This is a genomic window from Ensifer sp. ENS08 (genome assembly GCF_014852195.1).
Lineage (GTDB): Bacteria > Pseudomonadota > Alphaproteobacteria > Rhizobiales > Rhizobiaceae > Ensifer > Ensifer adhaerens.
Genome location: NZ_JACVBF010000003.1, coordinates 306,554 through 327,375, shown reverse-complemented (window position 1 = coordinate 327,375; position 20,822 = coordinate 306,554). Strand labels below are relative to the sequence as shown.

22 protein-coding genes are annotated in these 20,822 nt (G+C 62.5%); 15 read left to right on the top strand and 7 right to left on the bottom strand.

Annotation, left to right across the window (positions count from 1 at the left end; all coding sequences use genetic code 11):
- The first annotated feature begins 133 nt into the window (after positions 1–133).
- From IB272_RS11585 to IB272_RS11565, 5 genes are all read left to right on the top strand, one after another.
- Positions 134–619: a GNAT family N-acetyltransferase gene (locus IB272_RS11585; protein WP_060582485.1), complete on the top strand. Its 486-nt coding sequence runs from the start codon at positions 134–136 to the stop codon at positions 617–619.
- Between the two features lie 61 nt (positions 620–680).
- Positions 681–1,574 carry a class I SAM-dependent methyltransferase gene (locus tag IB272_RS11580; RefSeq protein WP_060582508.1) on the top strand — a complete coding sequence of 298 codons (894 nt, stop codon included), beginning with the start codon at positions 681–683 and terminating at the stop codon, positions 1,572–1,574.
- A 136-nt stretch (positions 1,575–1,710) separates the two neighbouring features.
- Positions 1,711–2,481, top strand: a complete 771-nt coding sequence (gene tpiA / locus IB272_RS11575) for a triose-phosphate isomerase (RefSeq protein ID WP_060582484.1) — start codon at positions 1,711–1,713, stop codon at positions 2,479–2,481.
- Between the two features lie 131 nt (positions 2,482–2,612).
- Positions 2,613–3,104: a preprotein translocase subunit SecG gene (gene secG / locus IB272_RS11570; RefSeq protein WP_034795875.1), complete on the top strand. Its 492-nt coding sequence runs from the start codon at positions 2,613–2,615 to the stop codon at positions 3,102–3,104.
- A 138-nt stretch (positions 3,105–3,242) separates the two neighbouring features.
- The gene (locus IB272_RS11565; protein WP_082566349.1) at positions 3,243–4,880 is read left to right on the top strand and encodes a CTP synthase; all 1,638 of its coding nucleotides are present in this window, start codon (positions 3,243–3,245) and stop codon (positions 4,878–4,880) included.
- A gap of 94 nt (positions 4,881–4,974) precedes the next feature.
- Here the strand turns inward: IB272_RS11565 and IB272_RS11560 are convergent, their stop codons facing one another.
- The 7 genes from IB272_RS11560 to IB272_RS11530 all read right to left on the bottom strand — a co-directional run bounded on the left by IB272_RS11560 (position 4,975) and on the right by IB272_RS11530 (position 10,099).
- On the bottom strand, positions 4,975–5,622 hold the full coding sequence (locus IB272_RS11560) for an SdpI family protein (protein WP_060582483.1): 648 nt from the start codon (positions 5,620–5,622) through the stop codon (positions 4,975–4,977).
- Positions 5,619–5,888: an autorepressor SdpR family transcription factor gene (locus tag IB272_RS11555; RefSeq protein WP_197067148.1), complete on the bottom strand. Its 270-nt coding sequence runs from the start codon at positions 5,886–5,888 to the stop codon at positions 5,619–5,621. Before IB272_RS11555 ends, IB272_RS11560 begins: the two co-directional genes overlap by 4 nt.
- 152 nt (positions 5,889–6,040) lie before the next feature.
- Complete coding sequence (locus tag IB272_RS11550; protein WP_060582482.1) at positions 6,041–7,228, bottom strand: DUF418 domain-containing protein; 1,188 nt, start codon at positions 7,226–7,228, stop codon at positions 6,041–6,043.
- 244 nt (positions 7,229–7,472) lie between these two features.
- Positions 7,473–8,129, bottom strand: a complete 657-nt coding sequence (locus IB272_RS11545) for a CDP-alcohol phosphatidyltransferase family protein (RefSeq protein WP_034795863.1) — start codon at positions 8,127–8,129, stop codon at positions 7,473–7,475.
- A complete protein-coding gene (locus IB272_RS11540) occupies positions 8,113–8,511 on the bottom strand; it encodes a hypothetical protein (RefSeq protein WP_060582481.1) in 399 nt (132 codons plus the stop codon). Before IB272_RS11540 ends, IB272_RS11545 begins: the two co-directional genes overlap by 17 nt.
- Positions 8,508–9,458 carry a phosphatidate cytidylyltransferase gene (locus IB272_RS11535; protein ID WP_034795857.1) on the bottom strand — a complete coding sequence of 317 codons (951 nt, stop codon included), beginning with the start codon at positions 9,456–9,458 and terminating at the stop codon, positions 8,508–8,510. The genes IB272_RS11540 and IB272_RS11535 overlap by 4 nt, the downstream gene beginning before the upstream one ends.
- The gene (locus IB272_RS11530; protein ID WP_060582507.1) at positions 9,455–10,099 is read right to left on the bottom strand and encodes a lysophospholipid acyltransferase family protein; all 645 of its coding nucleotides are present in this window, start codon (positions 10,097–10,099) and stop codon (positions 9,455–9,457) included. The genes IB272_RS11535 and IB272_RS11530 overlap by 4 nt, the downstream gene beginning before the upstream one ends.
- A gap of 534 nt (positions 10,100–10,633) precedes the next feature.
- On the opposite strand from IB272_RS11530, the gene IB272_RS11525 reads away from it, so the two are divergent.
- The 10 genes from IB272_RS11525 (at position 10,634) to IB272_RS11480 (ending at position 20,820) form a co-directional block, all read left to right on the top strand.
- Positions 10,634–11,446 (top strand): class I SAM-dependent methyltransferase, encoded by an 813-nt coding sequence (locus IB272_RS11525; protein WP_060582480.1) that lies wholly within the window; start codon positions 10,634–10,636, stop codon positions 11,444–11,446.
- Between the two features lie 546 nt (positions 11,447–11,992).
- Positions 11,993–12,883 carry a VOC family protein gene (locus IB272_RS11520; RefSeq protein WP_034795850.1) on the top strand — a complete coding sequence of 297 codons (891 nt, stop codon included), beginning with the start codon at positions 11,993–11,995 and terminating at the stop codon, positions 12,881–12,883.
- Complete coding sequence (kdsA, locus tag IB272_RS11515; RefSeq protein ID WP_060582479.1) at positions 12,883–13,725, top strand: 3-deoxy-8-phosphooctulonate synthase; 843 nt, start codon at positions 12,883–12,885, stop codon at positions 13,723–13,725. Before IB272_RS11520 ends, kdsA begins: the two co-directional genes overlap by 1 nt.
- 137 nt (positions 13,726–13,862) lie before the next feature.
- Positions 13,863–15,137 carry a phosphopyruvate hydratase gene (gene eno, locus IB272_RS11510; protein WP_034795843.1) on the top strand — a complete coding sequence of 425 codons (1,275 nt, stop codon included), beginning with the start codon at positions 13,863–13,865 and terminating at the stop codon, positions 15,135–15,137.
- A gap of 146 nt (positions 15,138–15,283) precedes the next feature.
- On the top strand, positions 15,284–15,604 hold the full coding sequence (locus IB272_RS11505) for a septum formation initiator family protein (RefSeq protein ID WP_034795840.1): 321 nt from the start codon (positions 15,284–15,286) through the stop codon (positions 15,602–15,604).
- 136 nt (positions 15,605–15,740) lie between these two features.
- Positions 15,741–16,787 (top strand): pyruvate dehydrogenase (acetyl-transferring) E1 component subunit alpha, encoded by a 1,047-nt coding sequence (gene pdhA, locus IB272_RS11500; protein ID WP_034795824.1) that lies wholly within the window; start codon positions 15,741–15,743, stop codon positions 16,785–16,787.
- A 17-nt stretch (positions 16,788–16,804) separates the two neighbouring features.
- A complete protein-coding gene (locus IB272_RS11495) occupies positions 16,805–18,175 on the top strand; it encodes a pyruvate dehydrogenase complex E1 component subunit beta (protein ID WP_060516909.1) in 1,371 nt (456 codons plus the stop codon).
- 15 nt (positions 18,176–18,190) lie between these two features.
- Positions 18,191–19,528, top strand: a complete 1,338-nt coding sequence (locus tag IB272_RS11490) for a pyruvate dehydrogenase complex dihydrolipoamide acetyltransferase (RefSeq protein WP_192444434.1) — start codon at positions 18,191–18,193, stop codon at positions 19,526–19,528.
- 66 nt (positions 19,529–19,594) lie between these two features.
- Entirely contained in the window at positions 19,595–20,236 is a 642-nt protein-coding gene (locus tag IB272_RS11485; RefSeq protein WP_034795815.1) for an SGNH/GDSL hydrolase family protein, read from the top strand.
- Between the two features lie 2 nt (positions 20,237–20,238).
- Positions 20,239–20,820 (top strand): N-acetyltransferase, encoded by a 582-nt coding sequence (locus IB272_RS11480; protein ID WP_060582476.1) that lies wholly within the window; start codon positions 20,239–20,241, stop codon positions 20,818–20,820.
- The last annotated feature ends 2 nt before the right edge of the window (positions 20,821–20,822 follow it).

Sequence of the window (20,822 nt, the reverse complement as noted above, 5' to 3'; positions counted from 1 at the left end):
GCAGTTCTGACTTTGGCGTTTTCTCGCCATGATTTCATTTTATCCGCCGATTGCCCCTTTAACGGGTGATTCGAGGTCCGTCGTTCTGGTTCGGGCCCTTTTTTAACATTTTGATTTTTCTAAGGAGTTTCCCATGAGTGAAACCGTATTGCCGTCCGATGCCGAAATCACTCTTCGGCGCATATCAGCCTTGACCGTCTGCGACGTCTGCGAACTCAGCGAGACGCTGAGCGACGAACAGCGCAACATGGTGGCGGACAACGGCACCTCGATCGCCGAGGCGCATTTTTCCGAGAATGCCTGGTTCCGTGCAGTCTACGCCGATGAGACGCTCATTGGCTTCATCATGCTACACGAAGGATCCGACTGGGATGACGGCATCGATTGCCCGGGTGTCTATCTCTGGCGCTTCATGATCGCCCGGCCTTTCCAGGGCAAAGGGTATGGCAAGCAGGCGATTGCCCTTGTCGTGCGCGATCTGAAGGCGCGGGGCCTGCATGAGCTCTACACGAGTTACGGGCAGGGCCCTGGCAGCCCTGAGGGCTTTTACCAAGGCCTCGGCTTCAAGCCGACGGGCGAGTACTATGATGACGAGCTTGAGGCTGTGCTGAAATTCTAAGGGCGCCGGGATACGGGGAAAAAACCTCCTGTGTCTCTCCCAGATGTTCAAGAGTTGGAACATGAGTATTGATCTTCACGAGGCCAATCGCCTCTCGTGGAATGCCGCGACCGTCGCGCACAACAGTCACAAGGGCGACCAGGCCGCTTTCTTCCGCGCCGGCGGCTCCACGCTCTATCCGGAAGAGATCGAGTTGCTCGGCGATATCGCTGGGCTCGACGTCCTCCACCTGCAATGCAATTCTGGCCAGGATAGCCTGAGCCTGGCGCGGCGCGGCGCGAACGTGACCGGCGTCGATATCTCGGATGAGGCGATCGCCTTTGCCACACGGCTTTCGGCGGAAAGCGGCATCGCAGCCGCCTTCGAGCGGTCCGACCTGTTCGGCTGGTTCGACGCCGCCCGCAAGGCCGGCCGCCGGTTCGATCGCGTCTTTGCTTCCTATGGTACCATTTGCTGGCTATCGGACCTCGGTGTCTGGGCGCGTGGCATTGCCGACGTGCTGAAGCCCGGCGGGCGTTTCGCCTTCGTTGAATTCCATCCTTTTGCGATGGTTTTCGATCAGGGCTGGAAGCCACACTACGACTACGCGCCCAAAGACCCGGTCGCGGAAGCGGGCGTCGGTGACTATGTCGCCGACTCGGGCGCAGGCCTTGCCCATGGCGGCTATCAGGAGGGCGTGGTGGGATTCACCAATCCGCACCCGTCCTTCGAGTTCAACTGGGGTATCGCCGATGTTGTGCAGGCGCTGATCGACGCCGGGCTCCGGATGGAAGTCCTGAAGGAATACCCCTATGCCAACGGCTGGGTGGCGTTTGAAGGCATGCGCGACCTTGGCGGCGGGCGCATGGCGCCGCCGGCGGCCATGCCGAGCCTGCCGCTGATGTATGCGATTGTGGCCGCAAAGGTCGGGTCGACGGCGGAATATCGCGAGAAGGGAGGGCGTCCTTCGTCATGATGCTGGCGACGCGCAACGCCTGACGGCGGGGCAGGGCAACCGGCCCCGCGGCCCATGAATAATCCACGGCGGTGCTTTTATTTGCCGGCTGCATTTGCTAGGCCGCTTCCGGAGAAAAGTACCCGGAGGAAATAGCATGACGCCCGATATCCGCCCGCTCGTCGCCGGCAACTGGAAGATGAACGGAACCCGCGCTTCGCTCGATCAGATCAAGGCGATGGCCGAAGGGGTCAAGGGCGAACTCTCCGCCAAGGTCGAAACGTTGATCTGCCCGCCGGCAACGTTGCTCTACGTGGCGACGGCGCTTTGCGACGACAGCCCGCTGCTGATCGGCGCGCAGGACTGCCACCAGAAGCAGTCGGGCGCCCACACTGGCGACCTTTCCGCCGAAATGATCGCCGATTGCTTCGGCACCCACGTCATTGTCGGCCATTCCGAGCGCCGCACCGATCATGCCGAAAGCGATGCGCTGGTACGCGCAAAGACGGAAGCGGCCCATTCGGCCGAACTCGTCGCGATCGTGTGCATCGGCGAGACCGGTGATGAGCGCAAGGCCGGAAAGACGCTCGATGTTTTGAAGCGCCAGCTCGCCGAAAGCCTGCCGGATGCAGCAACCGCGGAAAACACCGTGATTGCCTATGAGCCCGTCTGGGCGATTGGCACCGGCCTGACGCCGACGGCCACGGATGTCGAGGAAGCCCACGCCTTCATGCGCAAGGAGCTGATCGCACGCTTTGCCGACGGCGGCGCCAAGATGCGCATCCTCTATGGCGGCTCGGTCAAGCCGTCCAATGCGAAGGAATTGATGGGCGTTGCCAATGTCGACGGCGCACTGATCGGTGGCGCAAGCTTGAAAGCCGAAGACTTCCTCGCCATCTACCGGGCTTATGAAGAATTGACGGCCTGATCGCCCGGGTTACCGGGCAGGGGCTTGGAATGGCGCACGGCATGGTATAAAGAGGCGCGAAAATTGCGCCCGGCCATGCCGAGTTTGCGCAGGGTTTGATTCGTGTGCCCCAAGGGCAGGACTGGAAGCTGATGCAGACCGTACTACTCGTCATCTATCTCATGGTCGTCGTCGCCCTGATCGGCGTCGTACTCATTCAGCGTTCCGAAGGCGGTGGCCTGGGCATCGGCGGCGGCTCGGGCTTCATGTCCGCGCGCGGCACGGCCAATGCGCTGACCCGCACGACGGCGATCCTTGCCGCGCTCTTCTTCGTCCTGGCGCTCGGCATGGGCATTCTCGCGCGTTACCAGCCGCAGGCGACCGACATCCTCGACCGTATCCCGGGCACCAGCTCGAACGGCGGTGGCGTTCTCAATTCGCTCGGTGGCGGCGCTCCGGCTCCGGCTGGCGGTGCGACTGGACAGCAGCCGGCCACCGGCAACGCCGCTCCGGCCGACAATGGCGTGCCCTCGACGACCGCACCGGCAACGACGGGCGAAGCCCCGGCCGGCGGAGCAACGACCCCGGCGCCCGCCGCTGGCGCCAACAGCAATACGGGATCGCAAGTTCCCAGCGGCCAATAAGGTCGCAATTCTGAAGAACCCGCCGGCGGATGTTTCATCCGCCGGTTTTGTTTTGTGTGAAATCTGCCTCCATCCCAAGACGAAAAGTTCTGGAACATGAATTTTTCGGTGGCGGAATCATTTGTTAAAAGGTATCCGGTGACTCCCATGGCGCGATATGTATTCATCACAGGCGGCGTGGTTTCCTCCCTCGGAAAAGGCATCGCTGCAGCGGCTCTCGGAGCACTGCTGCAGGCGCGTGGCTACCGGGTGAGACTGCGCAAGCTCGACCCCTATCTCAACGTTGACCCGGGCACCATGAGCCCGACTCAGCACGGTGAGGTTTTCGTAACCGACGATGGCGCGGAGACCGATCTCGATCTCGGCCACTATGAACGCTTCACAGGGCGTTCGGCGACGAAGACCGACAACATCACCACGGGCCGGATCTATAAGAACATCATCGACAAGGAACGTCGCGGCGACTATCTCGGCGCAACCGTTCAGGTGATCCCGCACGTTACCAACGAAATCAAGAACTTCGTCACCGAAGGCAACGACGACTACGACTTCGTGCTGTGCGAAATCGGCGGCACCGTCGGCGACATCGAAGCGATGCCGTTCATGGAGGCGATCCGCCAGCTCGGCAACGACCTGCCGCGTGGCACCGCCGTCTACGTCCATCTCACTCTGATGCCCTATATCCCGGCTGCCGGCGAACTGAAGACTAAGCCGACGCAGCATTCCGTCAAGGAACTGCAGGCCCTCGGCATCCACCCTGATATCCTGCTCGTTCGTGCGGACCGCGAAATTCCGGAGGCCGAGCGTCGCAAGCTCTCGCTCTTCTGTAACGTCCGCCAGTCGGCAGTCATCCAGGCGCTCGACGTTGCCTCGATCTACGACGTTCCGATCGCCTACCACAAGGAAGGCCTCGACAACGAAGTGCTGGCAGCCTTCGGCATCGAACCGGCGCCGAAGCCGCGCATGGACGCCTGGGAACGGGTTGCCGATCGCATCCGCACGCCGGAAGGCGAAGTCACGATCGCGATCGTCGGCAAGTACACCGGCCTCAAGGATGCCTACAAGTCGCTGATCGAAGCGCTTTACCATGGTGGCATCGCCAACCGGGTGAAGGTCAAGCTCGAGTGGATCGAATCGGAAGTCTTCGAGAAGGAAGACGCAGCGCCCTACCTTGAAAAGGTACACGGCATCCTCGTTCCCGGCGGTTTCGGCGAACGCGGTTCCGAGGGCAAGATCAACGCGGCGCGCTTTGCCCGCGAGCGCAAGGTGCCGTATTTCGGCATCTGCTTCGGCATGCAGATGGCTGTCGTTGAAGCTGCCCGCAACCTCGCCGGCATCGAGAAGGCGTCCTCCACCGAGTTCGGTCCGACCAAGGAACCGGTCGTTGGTCTGATGACCGAGTGGGTGAAGGGCAACGAACTCGAGAAGCGTTCCGCATCGGGTGATCTCGGTGGCACGATGCGGCTTGGCGCCTATCGCGCATCGTTGAAGGCCGACACCAAGATTGCCGAGATCTACGGTTCGACCGAGATCTTTGAGCGTCACCGCCACCGCTACGAAGTCAACGTTGACTACAAGGATCGGCTTGAGTCCTGCGGTCTGGTGTTCTCGGGCATGTCGCCGGACGGCATCCTGCCGGAGACGGTCGAGTATCCGGACCATCCGTGGTTCATCGGCGTTCAGTACCACCCGGAACTGAAGTCGCGTCCGCTCGATCCGCATCCGCTGTTTGCAAGCTTCATCGAAGCTGCACTGGAACAGTCGCGTCTCGTTTGAGGCGCACAGGAAAGACAAGCAAAAGGCCGGTCGCAAGACCGGCCTTTTTCATTTCTGCCGTTGCGCTGCGGCCGAGCTGCGACGCCTGGAGCCACTAACTGCGACGGGCGATGTGGTAGCTATAGAGCGTTGCAATTGCGACCGGCAGCAGCAGCGCGGCGATCGTCGCTGCGGCAAGCGCTGGACCGGTGCTCATGACGAGGGCCAGCAGCGCCAGGGTGATACCGGCGCAGACCATCAGCAGGCCCGCAAGCCGGTGCGTTGCCCGCCAGTTGGCGTTATCGGCGAGCGTCCACGGCAGCCGAATGCCGGCAAGGCCGTTCGGCTGCGATTTCGGCAGGACGTTGCCGACGACGATCGACAGAAGTCCGAGGCCGAAGGCGATCACGCGCGTCATCGAGAGGTCGCCGCCAAGCCCGATCAGCACGATCACAGTTTGAATGGCGGCAAAGAGCGCGAGGATCGCGGGGAGGGTGACTTCGGCGATATGCCGGCCCGCCTGAAGCTCGGCCTGTGGTGCGAACCGACCAACGGCGAACGAGAATGCGGCAAGCACGGCGACCGCCACAGGCGCCAGCGCCAGCGCCCGGTCGCGCGGCCAGAAGGCATCGGCCGTGCCGTCAACACCCCAATGGATCGGAAGCAGCGCCTCGGCGGGGATTGCGAGATAGCCGACGAGCGTCGCGGAAAAAAGTATGCCGCCAGCGACCAGCGCGATCGGGGAACGCAAAAGCAAGGTCATGGTGCTTGATCCCTTGTGCTGAGGAGACCGCCGAGCGCCTCTTCGAGAATGGACATGTTGAGGTGGTAGATGAGGCTCGTGCCGCGCCGCTCGACCGCGACGAGTTCTGCCTCGCGCAGCTTGTTGAAATGCACGGAAAGCGTCGGCTTGGTCAGGTCGAAATGCTCGGCGAGTTCGCCGGCGCTCATCGGCCCGGCCTTCAACAGTGCCAGGATCTGCCGCCGCACGGGATGAGAAAGCGCCTCGAAAACCCTGTTGATCCGCATCGTCTCCGCTCGCTTGTTGTCTCAATATTTAGACAAGCATCTAATTAGAGTCAAAGCGAAATAGTGCCGAACTGCGTCTCAAGCCAGGAAGCGAAAATGCCCAGCGCCGAAGGCGCCGGGCAGCATTGGTTGCGGGAATTGGCTGGTGTCCGTCAGCGCGCCTCCGCCGGGCGGCGCCACTGCGGCACGCGGCCGATGGTGATGAAGCGCAGGATCCATTCGAGCGGGCCATAGGCGAAACGGGCCATCCACCAGTGGCTGATGAAGAGCTGGGCGGCAAAGATCGCAAGCGCGATCAGCACGCTTGCCAAAGGCGCGACCTGGCCGATGAGACCAAGGCCGTAACCATGGAAGATCAGCGCCGCGATCAGCGACTGCAGCAGATAGTTGGACAGCGCCATGCGGCCGGCAGGCGCCAGCAGGTTGCGCAGGCTGTGGCCGGTTTCGGATCCGAAGAGCAGCATCATGGCGCCGACATAGGCGCCGGTGAGAAGCGGGCCGGTGGCGAGCCCGATCGAAAGCGCGATGACCGCGATTGGCGATTCGGGCATCTCGACGCTGACATAGGCATAGATGACGGCGCCAGGCAGGCCGATCCAGAGACCGGTACGAACGAGGCGCTGGAACAACGCCGTGTTCTCCTCCGGCCGCGCCAAGGTCTTGCGACGCCCGGCGATCAGGCCGAGCAGGAACATCGCCAGCGCGCACGGCGCTTGCAGCAGGACGAGGATGATCCAGACCGAGTTGAGCTCCGTAAGGTGCTGACCGATGACGGCTTGCCAGTCGCCTTGGAAGGCAAGCTCGGCCGCCTCCGCGGCGGAAAGAATGGCAGACCGATCGAGCGGTACCGGATCCAGCGTGATGAGGATGCCGAGTGTGCCCCAGACCACTGCAAGGATAAGGACCAGCCATTTCGCCAGGCGGAAGAGGGCCCCATCGCTGCGGTTTCTGAGCATCAGGAGGACGATGCCAAGCACCGCGTAGGTGGTGAGAATATCGCCATGGAAAAGCAGGACCGCATGGGCAAGCCCGATCAGCCAGAGGCCCATCTGTCGGCGCAAGAGCCTGGGAACGAAGGCCTCGCCGGATTTTTCCGCCGAACGCATCTGCAGGGTGAAGCTGTAGCCGAACAGGAACGAGAAGAGCAGGTAGAATTTCATTTCGAAGAACAGGGCGATCACGAAATGCACGCTGCGATCGAGGATGCCGCCGAAGGCGGGGTCGGAAATTTCCAGCCCGTAGAAGGCGGAGGCGAAGGCCATGATGTTGACAAGGAGGATGCCGAGCAAGGCAAAGCCACGCAATGCATCGACGTCGTCGATGCGGTCTGGGGTACTCATTCGTGTTCTCCGTTACGGGAGGCGCTATAAATTTGCGCCGTAACCGATTGAAAAAGTGTGCTTTCAGGAGGCAGCGACCATGTACCTGATCGCCGCCGATCTTGGTGCGCGCGAGCATTCGTTCATCGTCGACACTCGTGGCATTTAATAAATAGACTAATCTATCTAATAATTGGCATGGACATGCGTCAAGAGGGCCGCGCGATGTTGCTGCGGCCTCGTTCATGATGCGTGAAGAGGGTGTTTAGCCTTTGTGGGGAGCGTTTTGCCGAAGCCAGGCAATCTGGCGACGAGCGCGCAGCAGGGCCGTAAGCGCAGCCCCAGTCGAGATCGCAAGGAGCGCGATCCACAGCAGTTCGCCATCGCCGAGCCAGAGGCCTTCGAAGGCGGACACCACGGCGGCCAGCGTCATCGTCGCCATGCGGTGTTGTTTGGCCATCGGGCCGGAGAAGTCGCCCGGCGCTCCATTGGCACGGCCGAGCTCGCGCACATAGGCGGTCAGCACGCCGAAGGTGGCCGCGGCAAAACCGAGAGCCGGCACGCCGATGGCAAATCCGGCGCCGACGAAGATGAAGATGTCGGCGATGCGATCGGGAAACTCGTTCCAGAAGGGACCATCGGCCTCGCCCTTGCCACCCTCGACGGCGACCATGCCATCGAAAAGGTTGCAGAGCAGGCGCAACTGGCAGAAGAGCGCGGCGGCGATGAACAGGCTCGCCCTTACGCCGTCCTCGCTTTCGCCCGTGAGCCAGAAGGAAAGGCCGGCAAGGGCGGCCGCCAGCATGCTTGCCTGCGAGATCCGGTTTGGCGTGAGGTTCATCGATGCCAGGCGGCGCGCGGTGGCCTGCGCCCAGCGGGTGTTGCGGCTTGCGAGCGGCCTGCGGTCACCGGTCTCGGTCATGTTCGCCTCGGCTGATGGAATAGTTGTAGATGGCGGCGTAGGTGGTCGAAACCGTGAGCGGCAGCGCAATCGTTTTCAGGATCTCGGGCGTGCCGCTGGTGGCGTGGATCGCGATCAGAATTGCAGACGAGCCGAGGCACGCGAAGAGCGGTGGCAGAACCAGGCGCCTGGCGCCGTTGAACCGCCTGGAAAGCGCATCGATCGCCGTCTTGAGGTAGAGGGTAAGCAGCGCCGAAAGCGTTCCCTGGACGAAGCCGGCAACAAGCGGCTTGGGCATGGGGTGATGGCCGTTGGCGAAAAGCGCCCAGCCGCCCATGGCGAAAAAGGCGAAGGCCACATGTACGAAGCCGCTTGATGCCAGCCCCTTCAGTTTCGCGCTCATGTCAGCGACCACCAGTAGCGCGTCAGGTGGAAGAAGATCGGCGCGGAGAAAACGACGGAATCGAGCCGGTCGATCAGCCCGCCATGGCCTTCGATCAGATGGCCCCAGTCCTTGACGCCGCGGTCCCGCTTGATCGCCGACATGACGAGCCCGCCGAAGAATCCCATCAGGGTTATGATGAGCGACATCAACGCGGCTTGTGCCGGGGTGAACGGGGTAATCCACCAGAGCGAGGCGCCGATCAGCGTTGCGCTCGCAACGCCGCCGACGAAACCCTCGACCGTTTTCGACGGCGAAAGGGTTGGCGCGATCTTGGTTTTGCCGAAGAGCTTGCCCCAGACATATTGCAGCACGTCGCTCGACTGAACGACGATGACGAGGAAGGCGATGAGAAGCACGTTGCGTCCCTCATAGCCCGGGATCTGCAGCGTTAGCAGCGCCGGCACATGCGAGGCGCAGAAGACGCAGATCATCAGCGCCCATTGCACCTCGGAGATCCGGACCAGGAAGTCGCGGGTGTCGCCGCGAAGAACCGCGACGATCGGCATCAGCAGGAAGGCGTAGACCGGCACGAAGATCGAATAGATGCCGTATTGCTCGGCCCACAGCAGGAAGTAGTTGATCGGCAGGACGACGAAGAAGGCGCCCGCGATCGCCCAGTGGTCGCCGCGCCGCGTGTTGATGAGCGTGATGAACTCGCGCAGTGCCGCAAACGAGCAGAAGGCAAAGAGCAGGAGCACGCCGACCCGTCCGGCAACGAAGGCGATGGCGATCAGCACTACCATTGCCCACCACGCCTTGATGCGGGCGTTGAGGTTCTCGATCGAGCCGTTCGACCCGTCAGGCGACAGCTTCTGCTTGAGCATGTAGCCGACGCTCGACGCCAGCACGAGAACGCCGCCGACGCCGAAGAGCAGCTTGAGCATGTCCAGGCTGGCCGCGCTCATGCGCCGTCATCCGTCGATGAAGGTGCGAGCGAAAGCAGGGCGGTCTCGGCGCGAGCGATAAACTCTTCCTTCGTCTCCTGCGCCTTGAGGCGCATCGGTTCGCCGAAATTGACGGTGCAGATGAGCGGGATCGGCACGAACTCCCCCTTGGGCATGACGCGGTTGAGATTGTTGATCCAGACGGGAACCAGCGCCACGTCCGGGCGCTTGCAGGCGAGGTGATAGAGCCCGCTCTTGAACGGCAGCAGTCGCGCTTCGGTCTGGTTGCGCGTTCCCTCGGGAAAGAGAATGAGCGACGATCCGTCGTTGAGCACGGCCGTCATCTGCTCGACCGGGTCCTGCGTGCGCGCATCCGGGTCGCGCTCGATCAGCACCGCGTCGAAGACGTCGCGGCCGATGAAGGTCGAAAGCTTCGATTTCAGCCAGTATTCGGCACCTGCGACCGGCCGCGCGCGTTCCCTGAGCCAGGGCGGCAAGACCGCCCAGATCAGCACGAAATCGCCGTGGCTGGAGTGGTTGGCAAAATAGATGCTCTGCTTCGGCGGCAGGCCGGTCTCATGCCAGATGGCGCGCGCCGCCGTCAGCGCCCGCGCAAACATCATGATGGCGATGGAAGCCAGCTTGGCCATCATCTCGCGCATCATGTGGTTTTGTGCCCGGTTGGGAGCCGAGCCAGTGTGCCGAAGCGCCCTTTGGCGTGACTCGGCCGTGCCCGGATGCGTTTCTTGTCTTGCGACTCAATAATCAAATGCTGCCCCTCAGCCTGCTGCCCGGCATAACTCCAGGCTGCAATGACGAATTTTACGCAATTGTGACGGCTTCTCAAGCGGTTGAAATCATGCGCAACATGATAACGCGCAGACCATGCCGGATATTCGTTCGCCGACACCATGCCGGAGAAACCATTGCGGCGGCACGTCGCAGCCGTTGGCCTCCGTTCGCGTTGACCATCCGCAACCTAGCCGCTAGCTTGCGGCTTCCAGTAAGGGGAGCGTCGTCCAATGCGCCAGTAATGCCCGGTGAAAACCGAATCGCCTCAACTTCGCTTGCGAAGAGGATGGACGATGGCATTGCTGCGATCCGCATCGACGGACGAACGCTAGGGCATTTCTGCCTGCGATCTCCATTCGCCTTCGTGAGCGGTCACATCAGGACAAAGTTTCCAGGGACCGAACATGCAAGATATTTCCTCCTTCAATCTCGATATCATCGATCACAATCGCCAGGCGTGGGACAGGCAGGCAAGCCAGGACTGCGAATGGTCGCGTCCGGTAACACCGGAGATGATCGCCGACGCCCGCAAAGGGCAGTGGCAGGCGCGGCTGACGCCCGGCGATCTGCCTGTGGGCTGGTTGCCCGACGTCAAGGGCAAGAAGATCCTCTGCCTGGCGTCCGCCGGCGGGCAGCAGGCGCCGACCCTGGCCGCCGCCGGTGCGGACGTTACGGTCTTCGACCTCTCCGAGGGACAGCTCGAACAGGATCGGCGCGTCGCCGAACGCGAAGGGCTGTCGCTTTTGACCGTGCAGGGCGACATGCGGGACCTCGCGACCTTTGCGGACGAAACCTTCGACATCGTCTTTCATCCGATCTCGAACCTCTATGTTCCCGACATCCAGCCGGTCTGGCGGGAGTGCCACCGGGTGCTGAAGACCGGCGGTCGGCTGCTTTCGAGCTTCTACAATCCGATCGTTTTCGTCGGCGACCGCGATCCGGCCCATGCGGAAAAGGGCCTTATCCGCCCGGCTTACCGGCTCCCCTTTGCCGAGGTGGAGCATCTCGCGCCCGATGTCGTGCAGGCCAAGGTCGATCGGGGCGAGGCCCTGGTCTTCGGACACAGCCTTTCTGCGCAGATCGAGGGGCAGCTGAAGGTCGGTTTCCTGTTGGCCGGCTTTCACGAGGATTGGCAGCCGTCGGCTCGTTTCCTGATCGACAGGTTCGTGCCGACCTTCATCGCCACCTTTGCCATCAAGAGCGATCTTCATCCCTGATGCGGCAGGCCCGGCGCTCTGTTCGGGCCCGCAAGCTCGCACGCAACGAGGGCAGTCGCAGCGGCCGGAAGGCGCTGCGGTTGCCGATCCCGGCTTCCGCACCGCCTTTTTACCTCGCGTTACTGTTACGTACTCGCCAACGCATCGGTTTCGTACTTTCCTGTCGTCAGCGAAACTGGAAAGGGGTCAATCCATATGCGCTTCATCGCTTTGTTGTTCGTGCCTTTGGCGGTTGCCGTGCTGGGGCTTTCGGGTTGTGCCTCGACGTCCTCGACCAATACATCCTACACGCAGCCCCAGACGTTCGCCCCCGGTCTCGGTGCGGGGAACACGGCGAACGCCACGACGGCGCCGGGCTACTACTGACCTTCCGGCGGTTCGTCTCCCGCTGACAGGCATAATCCGCGGCGGGCGCAGCCGGCCGCGGACGGCTCACTTTGCGGCAACGGCCCGAACCCGGATGGCCGATCCGGCCCCTGGCGGTGACCCGGCTTGCATTCGCCGGCCAAAAGTTGCAAACAGCGGCGAACCATCAGGGAACACGCCATGAGCCTCTCCAAGCGCACCACCCGCCCGCTCGATCACCTCGTGCTGCCGGTGGATACGCTTACCCAGGCGCGGCGTCGGCTTTCCAATCTCGGCTTCACCGTCGCCGACGATGCCCGCCATCCCTTCGGCACCGAAAATGCCTGCGTCTTCTTTGCCGACGGCACCTATCTCGAACCGCTAGCCATAGCGTCCCGCGAGGAGTGCGAGGCGGCGGCACTCGACGGCAACGCCTTTGTGGCGCGTGATCAGGCGTTTCGTTTCCGCCAGGGACCGGAAGGCCTCTCGGCGCTGGTCTTCGGCACCGAGGATGCGGCGAGCGACCACATTCGTTTTAGGGCGCGGGGCATCTCCGGCGGTGACATGCTGGAGTTTTCCCGGCCGATGAAGTTGCCGGATGGCCGCGAAGGACTGGGCTCGTTCCGTCTTGCCTTTGCGGCCGACCTGCGCGCGCCGGATCTCTTTCTTTTCAGCTGTCAGCGCGTTCGCGCACTCCCCACCGATCGGGCGGCGCTGGAGCGACACGACAACGGCGTGATCGGCATAAGCGAAGTGGTGCTGTCGGAAGCCAATCCGACTGATTTCCAGTATCTGCTGCAGGAAGCGGTCGATGAGCGCGAGGTTTCGGCGCATTCCTTCGGCATGGATGTCGCGACCACCAACGCCAAGATCTCGGTGCTGAACGCCGCCGGCATGGAAGCCTTCTTCGGTCGCTCGGTGCGCGGTGCCGAACGGGGCCTTCGCGGACGGGCGGTCGTCTTCCGTGTTGCCGATCTCGAGGCAACGCGGGCGCTCTTTGCCGAGAACGATATCGAATTTGCAGAAATGGGCGGGCGCCTCATTGTCCCCGAAATGCCGGGGCAAGGGGTGATCTTCGCGTTTGGAGCTTGATGATGAAAACCAATGCCAGAGTCGTTGTCGGTGAGGGCGCCCGTCAGGTCGCCTTCGCACAGACCGAGAAGTTGTCGCTGATCGCCGGCCCCTGCCAGATGGAGAGCCGTGAACACGCCTTCATGATGGCGGGCGCGCTCTCAGAACTCTGCAACAAGCTCGGCCTCGGCCTCGTCTACAAGTCCTCCTTCGACAAGGCCAACCGCACCTCCCTTTCGGGCAAGCGTGGCATCGGTCTCGACAAGGCGATGGAAATCTTCGCCGACCTGAAAAAGGAATTCGGCTTTCCGGTTCTGACCGACGTGCACACCGAAGAGCAATGTGCTCTGGTCGCGCCGACGGTCGATATCCTGCAGATCCCGGCCTTCCTGTCGCGCCAGACCGATCTTCTGGTCGCAGCCGCCAAGACCGGCCGCGCGATCAACGTCAAGAAGGGCCAGTTCCTGGCGCCCTGGGACATGAAGAACGTGTTGGCGAAGTTCACCGAGAGCGGCAACTCCAATGTCATGCTCTGCGAGCGTGGCGCTTCCTTCGGCTACAACACGCTGGTCTCCGACATGCGCTCGCTGCCGATCATGGCTTCGCTCGGCGCGCCGGTCGTCTTTGATGCGACCCATTCGGTTCAGCAGCCGGGCGGGCAGGGCGGCTCTTCGGGCGGTCAACGAGAATTCGTCGAGACCCTGGCGCGTGCGGCCGTGGCGGTTGGCGTCGCAGGTGTGTTCGTCGAGACGCACGAAGACCCGGACAACGCACCCTCGGACGGCCCGAACATGGTGCATCTGAGGGACATGCCGCGGCTGCTCGAAAAGCTGCTGGCTTTCGACGCGATCGCCAAGGGCTGAGACCCGCGCGACGCTTCGTGAAATTTTCATGAACCGCAATGGCGCGGTTGTTTTTGCATATTGCGCGCCATTGTAATTTCGAGGCCTTGGCGTATGACAGGCCCCGACCACCCACCGTCTTCAACAGGGAAGAGATCATGACTGCAATCATCGACATCATCGGCCGAGAAATTCTGGACAGCCGCGGCAACCCGACCGTCGAGGTCGACGTGTACCTGGAAGACGGAAGCTTCGGCCGCGCGGCAGTCCCGTCGGGCGCCTCGACCGGTGCGCATGAGGCTGTTGAGCTGCGCGATGGTGGTACGCGTTACCTCGGCAAGGGCGTCGAACGTGCCGTCGAAGCCGTCAACGGCGAGATCTTCGAAGCGATCGGCGGTCTCGATGCCGAGAACCAGATCCAGATCGACAAGACCATGATCGAGCTCGACGGCACGGCGAACAAGTCGCGCCTCGGCGCAAACGCCATTCTCGGCGTTTCGCTTGCCGTTTCCAAGGCTGCCGCCGAAGCTGCCGGCCTGCCGCTCTACCGCTACGTCGGTGGTCCGAACGCCCACGTGCTCCCGGTTCCGATGATGAACATCATCAACGGTGGCGCGCACGCCGACAACCCGATCGACTTCCAGGAGTTCATGATCGTTCCGGTTGGCGCCGACACGATGCGTGATGCTGTTCGCATGGGCTCGGAAGTGTTCCACACGCTGAAGAAGCAGCTTGCAGCCGACGGCCACAACACCAATGTCGGCGACGAAGGCGGCTTCGCGCCGGGTCTCGCTTCGGCCCCGGCAGCGCTCGACTTCATCATGAAGTCGATCGAGAAGGCTGGCTACAAGCCGGGCGAAGACATGTTCATCGCGCTCGATTGCGCAGCGACCGAATTCTTCAAGGACGGCAAGTACGTACTCGAAGGCGAAGGCCGCACGCTGGAGCCGGGCGCAATGGCTGAATATCTTGCCGAACTCGCCGCCAAGTACCCGATCTTCTCGATCGAAGACGGCATGGCCGAAGACGACTGGGACGGCTGGAAGGCTGTGACCGATCTCATCGGCAACAAGTGCCAGCTCGTCGGGGACGACCTGTTCGTCACCAACTCGGCCCGCCTGCGCGACGGCATCAAGATGGGTGTCGCCAACTCGATCCTCGTCAAGGTCAACCAGATCGGCTCGCTGTCGGAAACGCTCGACGCCGTCGAGACCGCACACAAGGCGCGCTACACCGCCGTCATGTCGCACCGTTCGGGCGAAACCGAAGATGCGACGATCGCCGATCTCGCGGTTGCCACCAACTGCGGCCAGATCAAGACCGGCTCGCTTGCCCGTTCGGACCGGCTCGCAAAGTACAACCAGCTGATCCGCATCGAAGAGCAGCTTGGCCTGCAGGCCAAGTACGCCGGCCGTTCGATCCTGCGCGGTTGATCGCCGCCTGATTTTTGTCTGAAAACTGAGCCCGCCCACACAGCCCCGTGTGGGCGGGTTTCTATTTTCCTGCCGTTCATGGTCAACGGTCGGTTAATCAATCGACGCTAATCTGATTGCCGTACTGCGTATCAGGGCGGGAATGCATGTGGACACGGCATCATAAGAAACGGAAACTGGGTCGGCTGGTGATGCCGCTGATCGCGGTCGCCTTTCTCTCCTACTTCGGCTATCATTCCATTCACGGCGGCTATGGCCTGAAGGCGACCGAGCAATTCGATCGTCAGATCGTCGAGCGGCAGGCGCGGCTGGATAAGCTCACGAAGCAGCGAATGATCCTCGAAAAGGAGGTTCAGCTGATGAGTGATGGGTCGCTGGAACGGGACATGCTGGATGAAAAGGCTCGCCTCGCGCTGAACATGTCGCGAAGTGACGAGATCGTTATTTTCCACCGTGCCGCAAATTAACCTGAATTCAGTTAATTGAAATTTGTAAAGCAAAATCAATTATTTGCGTGGAATGTGAGCCATGCAAATATGGCATTGCTGTGTCTGCTTTCTTTCCCTATGGTAACCGCAAAAGGCTAACCATTGGGAGGAACGAATGGCTCCGCGAAAATCCGCGTCCGTTTCCAGCCGCAAGAGTGCCGCAAAGCCGGCGAAGAAAGACTTCAACGGCGGCACGTTCGCCGACTTCTCCAAACAGGAAGATCTGAGTGCCTACCGCGAGATGCTGCTGATCCGGCGTTTCGAGGAAAAGGCCGGCCAGCTCTATGGCATGGGCTTCATCGGCGGCTTCTGTCACCTCTACATCGGCCAGGAAGCCGTTGTCGTCGGCATGCAGATGGCGCTGAAGGAAGGCGATCAGGTCATCACCGCCTATCGTGACCATGGACACATGCTGGCTTGCGGCATGAGCGCCCGCGGCGTCATGGCCGAACTCACCGGTCGTCGCAGCGGTCTTTCCAAGGGGAAGGGCGGCTCGATGCACATGTTCTCCAAGGAAAAGCACTTCTATGGCGGCCACGGCATCGTCGGCGCCCAGGTGTCGCTCGGCACCGGTCTTGCTTTCGCCAACCGCTATCGCGGAAACGACAATGTGTCCGTTGCCTATTTCGGTGACGGCGCTGCCAACCAGGGCCAGGTCTACGAAAGCTTCAACATGGCGCAGCTCTGGAAGCTGCCGGTGATCTACGTGATCGAGAACAACCGCTACGCCATGGGTACTTCGGTTTCGCGGGCTTCGGCACAGACCGACTTCTCGCAGCGCGGCGTCTCCTTCAACATTCCGGGCTTCCAGGTCGACGGCATGGACGTGCGCGCGGTCAAGGCCGCCGGCGACGAGGCTGTTGAGCATTGCCGCTCGGGCAAGGGTCCGATCATCCTTGAGATGCAGACCTATCGCTACCGCGGTCACTCGATGTCCGACCCGGCGAAGTACCGCTCGAAGGACGAAGTGCAGAAGATGCGCTCGGAACACGACCCGATCGAGCAGGTGAAGGCGCGTCTGACCGAAAAGGGTTGGGCGAACGAGGATGAGCTGAAGCAGATCGACAAGGAAGTCCGCGACATCGTTGCCGACAGCGCCGATTTTGCCCAGGCCGATCCGGAGCCGGATGCATCCGAGCTCTACACCGACATCCTGCTTTGATCCGGGGAGGGACAAACATGCCAGTAGAAATTCTTATGCCCGCCCTTTCCCCGACAATGGAGGAAGGCACGCTCTCGAAATGGCTGAAGAACGAGGGGGACAAGGTGTCCTCCGGCGACGTCATTGCCGAAATCGAGACCGATAAGGCAACGATGGAAGTCGAAGCCGTCGATGAAGGCACGATCGGCAAGCTCTTGATTGCCGCCGGCACCGAAGGCGTCAAGGTCAACACCCCGATCGCCGTGCTGCTGCAAGACGGCGAAGGCGCTGGCGACATCGCCGCTCCGAAGGCCGAAGCGCCGAAGGCAGCCGCTGCCGAAGCGCCGGCCGCTTCCGCGCCGGCTCCGGTTGCAGCCCAGCCGAAGGTCGAAGTCGCTGCTGATCCGGCGATCCCTGCCGGCACCGAAATGGTGACGATGACCGTTCGCGAAGCACTTCGCGACGCCATGGCCGAAGAAATGCGCGCCAGCGACGACGTCTTCGTCATGGGTGAAGAAGTCGCCGAATATCAGGGCGCCTACAAGATTACCCAGGGCCTGCTGCAGGAATTCGGCGCCCGCCGTGTCATCGATACCCCGATCACTGAGCACGGCTTTGCCGGCGTCGGCGTCGGCGCTGCCATGACCGGCCTTCGTCCGATCGTCGAGTTCATGACCTTCAACTTCGCCATGCAGGCGATCGACCAGATCATCAACTCCGCTGCCAAGACACTCTATATGTCCGGCGGCCAGATGGGCGCGCCGATCGTCTTCCGTGGCCCGAGCGGTGCGGCTGCCCGCGTGGCCGCGCAGCACTCGCAGTGCTACGCCGCCTGGTACAGCCATATCCCGGGCCTCAAGGTCGTCATGCCCTACACGGCTGCCGACGCCAAGGGCCTGCTCAAGGCTGCGATCCGCGACCCGAACCCGGTCATCTTCCTCGAAAACGAAATCCTTTACGGTCACTCCTTCGAAGTGCCGAAGCTTGACGATTTCGTGCTGCCGATCGGCAAGGCCCGTATCCACAAGGTCGGCAAGGACGCAACGATCGTTTCCTTCGGTATCGGCATGACCTACGCCGTCAAGGCGGTTGCCGAACTCGAAGCCCAGGGCATCGATGTCGAACTGATCGACCTGCGCACCATCCGTCCGATGGACCTGCCGACGGTCATCGAATCCGTCAAGAAGACCGGCCGTCTGGTCACCGTCGAAGAAGGCTATCCGCAGTCTTCCGTCGGCACCGAGATCGCAACCCGCGTCATGCAGCAGGCCTTCGACTACCTTGACGCCCCGATCCTGACGATCGCCGGCAAGGATGTGCCGATGCCTTACGCCGCGAACCTCGAGAAGCTCGCGCTTCCGAACGTCGCAGAGGTTGTCGATGCGGTGAAAGCCGTTTGCTACAAATAAGGGGAGGGCCCTTCGATGCCTATCAACATCACAATGCCTGCCCTCTCCCCGACGATGGAAGAAGGCAATCTGGCCAAGTGGCTCGTCAAGGAAGGCGACAAGGTCAAGTCCGGTGACGTGATTGCCGAGATCGAGACCGACAAGGCGACGATGGAAGTCGAAGCCGTCGACGAAGGCACCGTTGCCAAGATCGTCGTTCCCGCCGGCACCGATGGCGTCAAGGTCAATGCGCTGATCGCCGTTCTCGCCGCCGATGGCGAGGATGTCGCCGCCGCCGCCAAGGGCGGCAACGGCGCGGCAGCACCGGCGCTCGCCGCCAAGGCCGAAGCGCCTGCACCGGCAGCGCCGAGCGCTCCGGCTGCGGCTCCTGCCGCTGCACCGGCTGCAGCCCAGCCGGCCAAGGCCGAGGGCGGCGCACGCGTCTTCTCCTCGCCGCTCGCACGCCGTCTGGCAAAGGACGCGGGCATTGACCTGTCGGCAGTTGCCGGCACCGGTCCTCATGGCCGCGTCGTCAAGAAGGACGTCGAAGCCGCCATCTCCGGTGGCGCTGCCAAGCCCGCCGCCGCACCGGCCGCCGGCGCTGCTGCTCCTGCAGCCGCACCGCTTGCCAAGGGCATGTCGGAAGACGCCGTTCTCAAGCTGTTCGAGCCAGGTTCCTACGAACTCGTGCCGCATGACGGCATGCGCAAGACGATCGCCAAGCGTCTCGTCGAATCCAAGCAGACGATCCCGCACTTCTACGTGTCGGTGGACTGCGAACTCGACGCGCTGCTGGCACTGCGTGCGCAGCTCAACGCAGCGGCTCCCGAGCAGGGTGGCAAGCCGGTCTACAAGCTCTCCGTCAACGACATGGTCATCAAGGCCCTGGCGCTGGCACTGCGCGACGTTCCGAACGCGAACGTCTCGTGGACCGAGAGCAACATGGTCAAGCACAAGCACGCCGACGTCGGCGTTGCCGTGTCGATCCCGGGCGGCCTGATCACCCCGATCATCCGCAAGGCGGAACTGAAGAGCCTATCGGCCATCTCCAACGAGATGAAGGACCTCGGCCAGCGTGCCAAGGACCGCAAGCTGAAGCCCGAAGAATACCAGGGCGGCACGACTGCCGTCTCCAACATGGGCATGATGGGCGTCAAGAACTTCGCCGCCGTCGTCAACCCGCCGCATGCCACGATCCTCGCGGTCGGCGCCGGCGAGGAGCGCGTCGTCGTCAAGAACAAGCAGATGGTCATCGCCAACGTCATGACCGTCACGCTTTCGACCGACCATCGCTGCGTCGATGGCGCGCTCGGTGCCGAACTGCTCGGTGCCTTCAAGCGCTACATCGAAAACCCGATGGGCATGCTGGTCTGAGTTGGATGAGGACCGGCCTTCGGGCCGGTCCGTTCCTTTTCGCACAGTCGAAGGCGGGCCCGGACGATGAAAACAGTTCTCTGCTATGGCGACAGTCTGACCTGGGGCTACGATGCCACCGATGGCGGTCGACATGCGCTTGCCGATCGCTGGCCGAGTGTCTTGCAGAAGGCGCTGGGGCCGGACGTCCAGGTCATCGCCGAGGGGCTGAACGGCCGCACGACCGCCTACGACGATCACCTCGCCGATTGCGACCGTAACGGTGCGAAGGTGCTGCCGACGCTGCTGCACAGCCACGCGCCGCTCGATCTCATCATTCTTCTTCTCGGCGCAAATGACATGAAGCCGGTGATCCACGGAACCGCCTTCGGCGCCGTGAAGGGCGTCGAGCGGCTGGTCAATCTGGTGCGCCGTCACGATTGGCCGGTTGAGAGTGAGGACGGCCCGGAGATCCTGATCGTGTCGCCGCCGGTGCTTTGCGAAACGGCCGACGCCGGCTTTGCCGCAATGTTCGCAGGCGGCATCGAGCAGTCTTCGATGCTGGCGCCCCTTTATCGCGATCTCGCCGACGAACTCGATTGCGGCTTCTTCGATGCCGGATCAGTGGCGGTGACGACGCCGCTCGATGGCGTGCATCTCGATGCGGAAAACACGCGTGCGATTGGCCGGGGTCTGGAACCGGTCGTGCGGATGATGCTCGGGGTCTGAGAATGGTCGGGGGCGTCACCATACGTCCGGCCGAAAGACGTGAGGCGGCGGAACTCGCCATCCTCGTCGATATCGCCGCGCATGGCTTTGCCTCCTGGCTCTGGTACGGCGCCGTCCAGCATGGGGTGACGGATACGGCTTTTGAGCGCGGGCGCAACAAGCTGCGCGAAGAGCCGGGTCCGGGGAACTGGCGTGATGCGCTGGTTGCCGAGGTCGATGACGAGGTTGCCGGACTGTCGCTCGGCTATGGGGTCGGGCCGGAAGCGGCTGAGATTGTTGCCGGGCACCCGGTTCTCGAGCCCCTGCTGGCGCTGCAGCGGCAGATCGTCGGCCACTGGTTCATAGAGAGCCTGGGCGTCTATCGCCATCAGCGCGGCAGGGGGATCGGCAAGGCGCTTCTGGCAAAGGAATTCGAACGCGCCGGATCGGCGCCGGTGAGCCTGATCACCGAGAGCCACAACGGCAGGGCTCAGGCACTATACAGGGCAAACGGTTTCGGCGAGGCAGCGCGCGCCGAGGCGGTTCCGCTCTTTGAGGAAAGCAAGAAACACGACTGGGTGCTTTTCACCCGCAAGGTCGCTTGAGA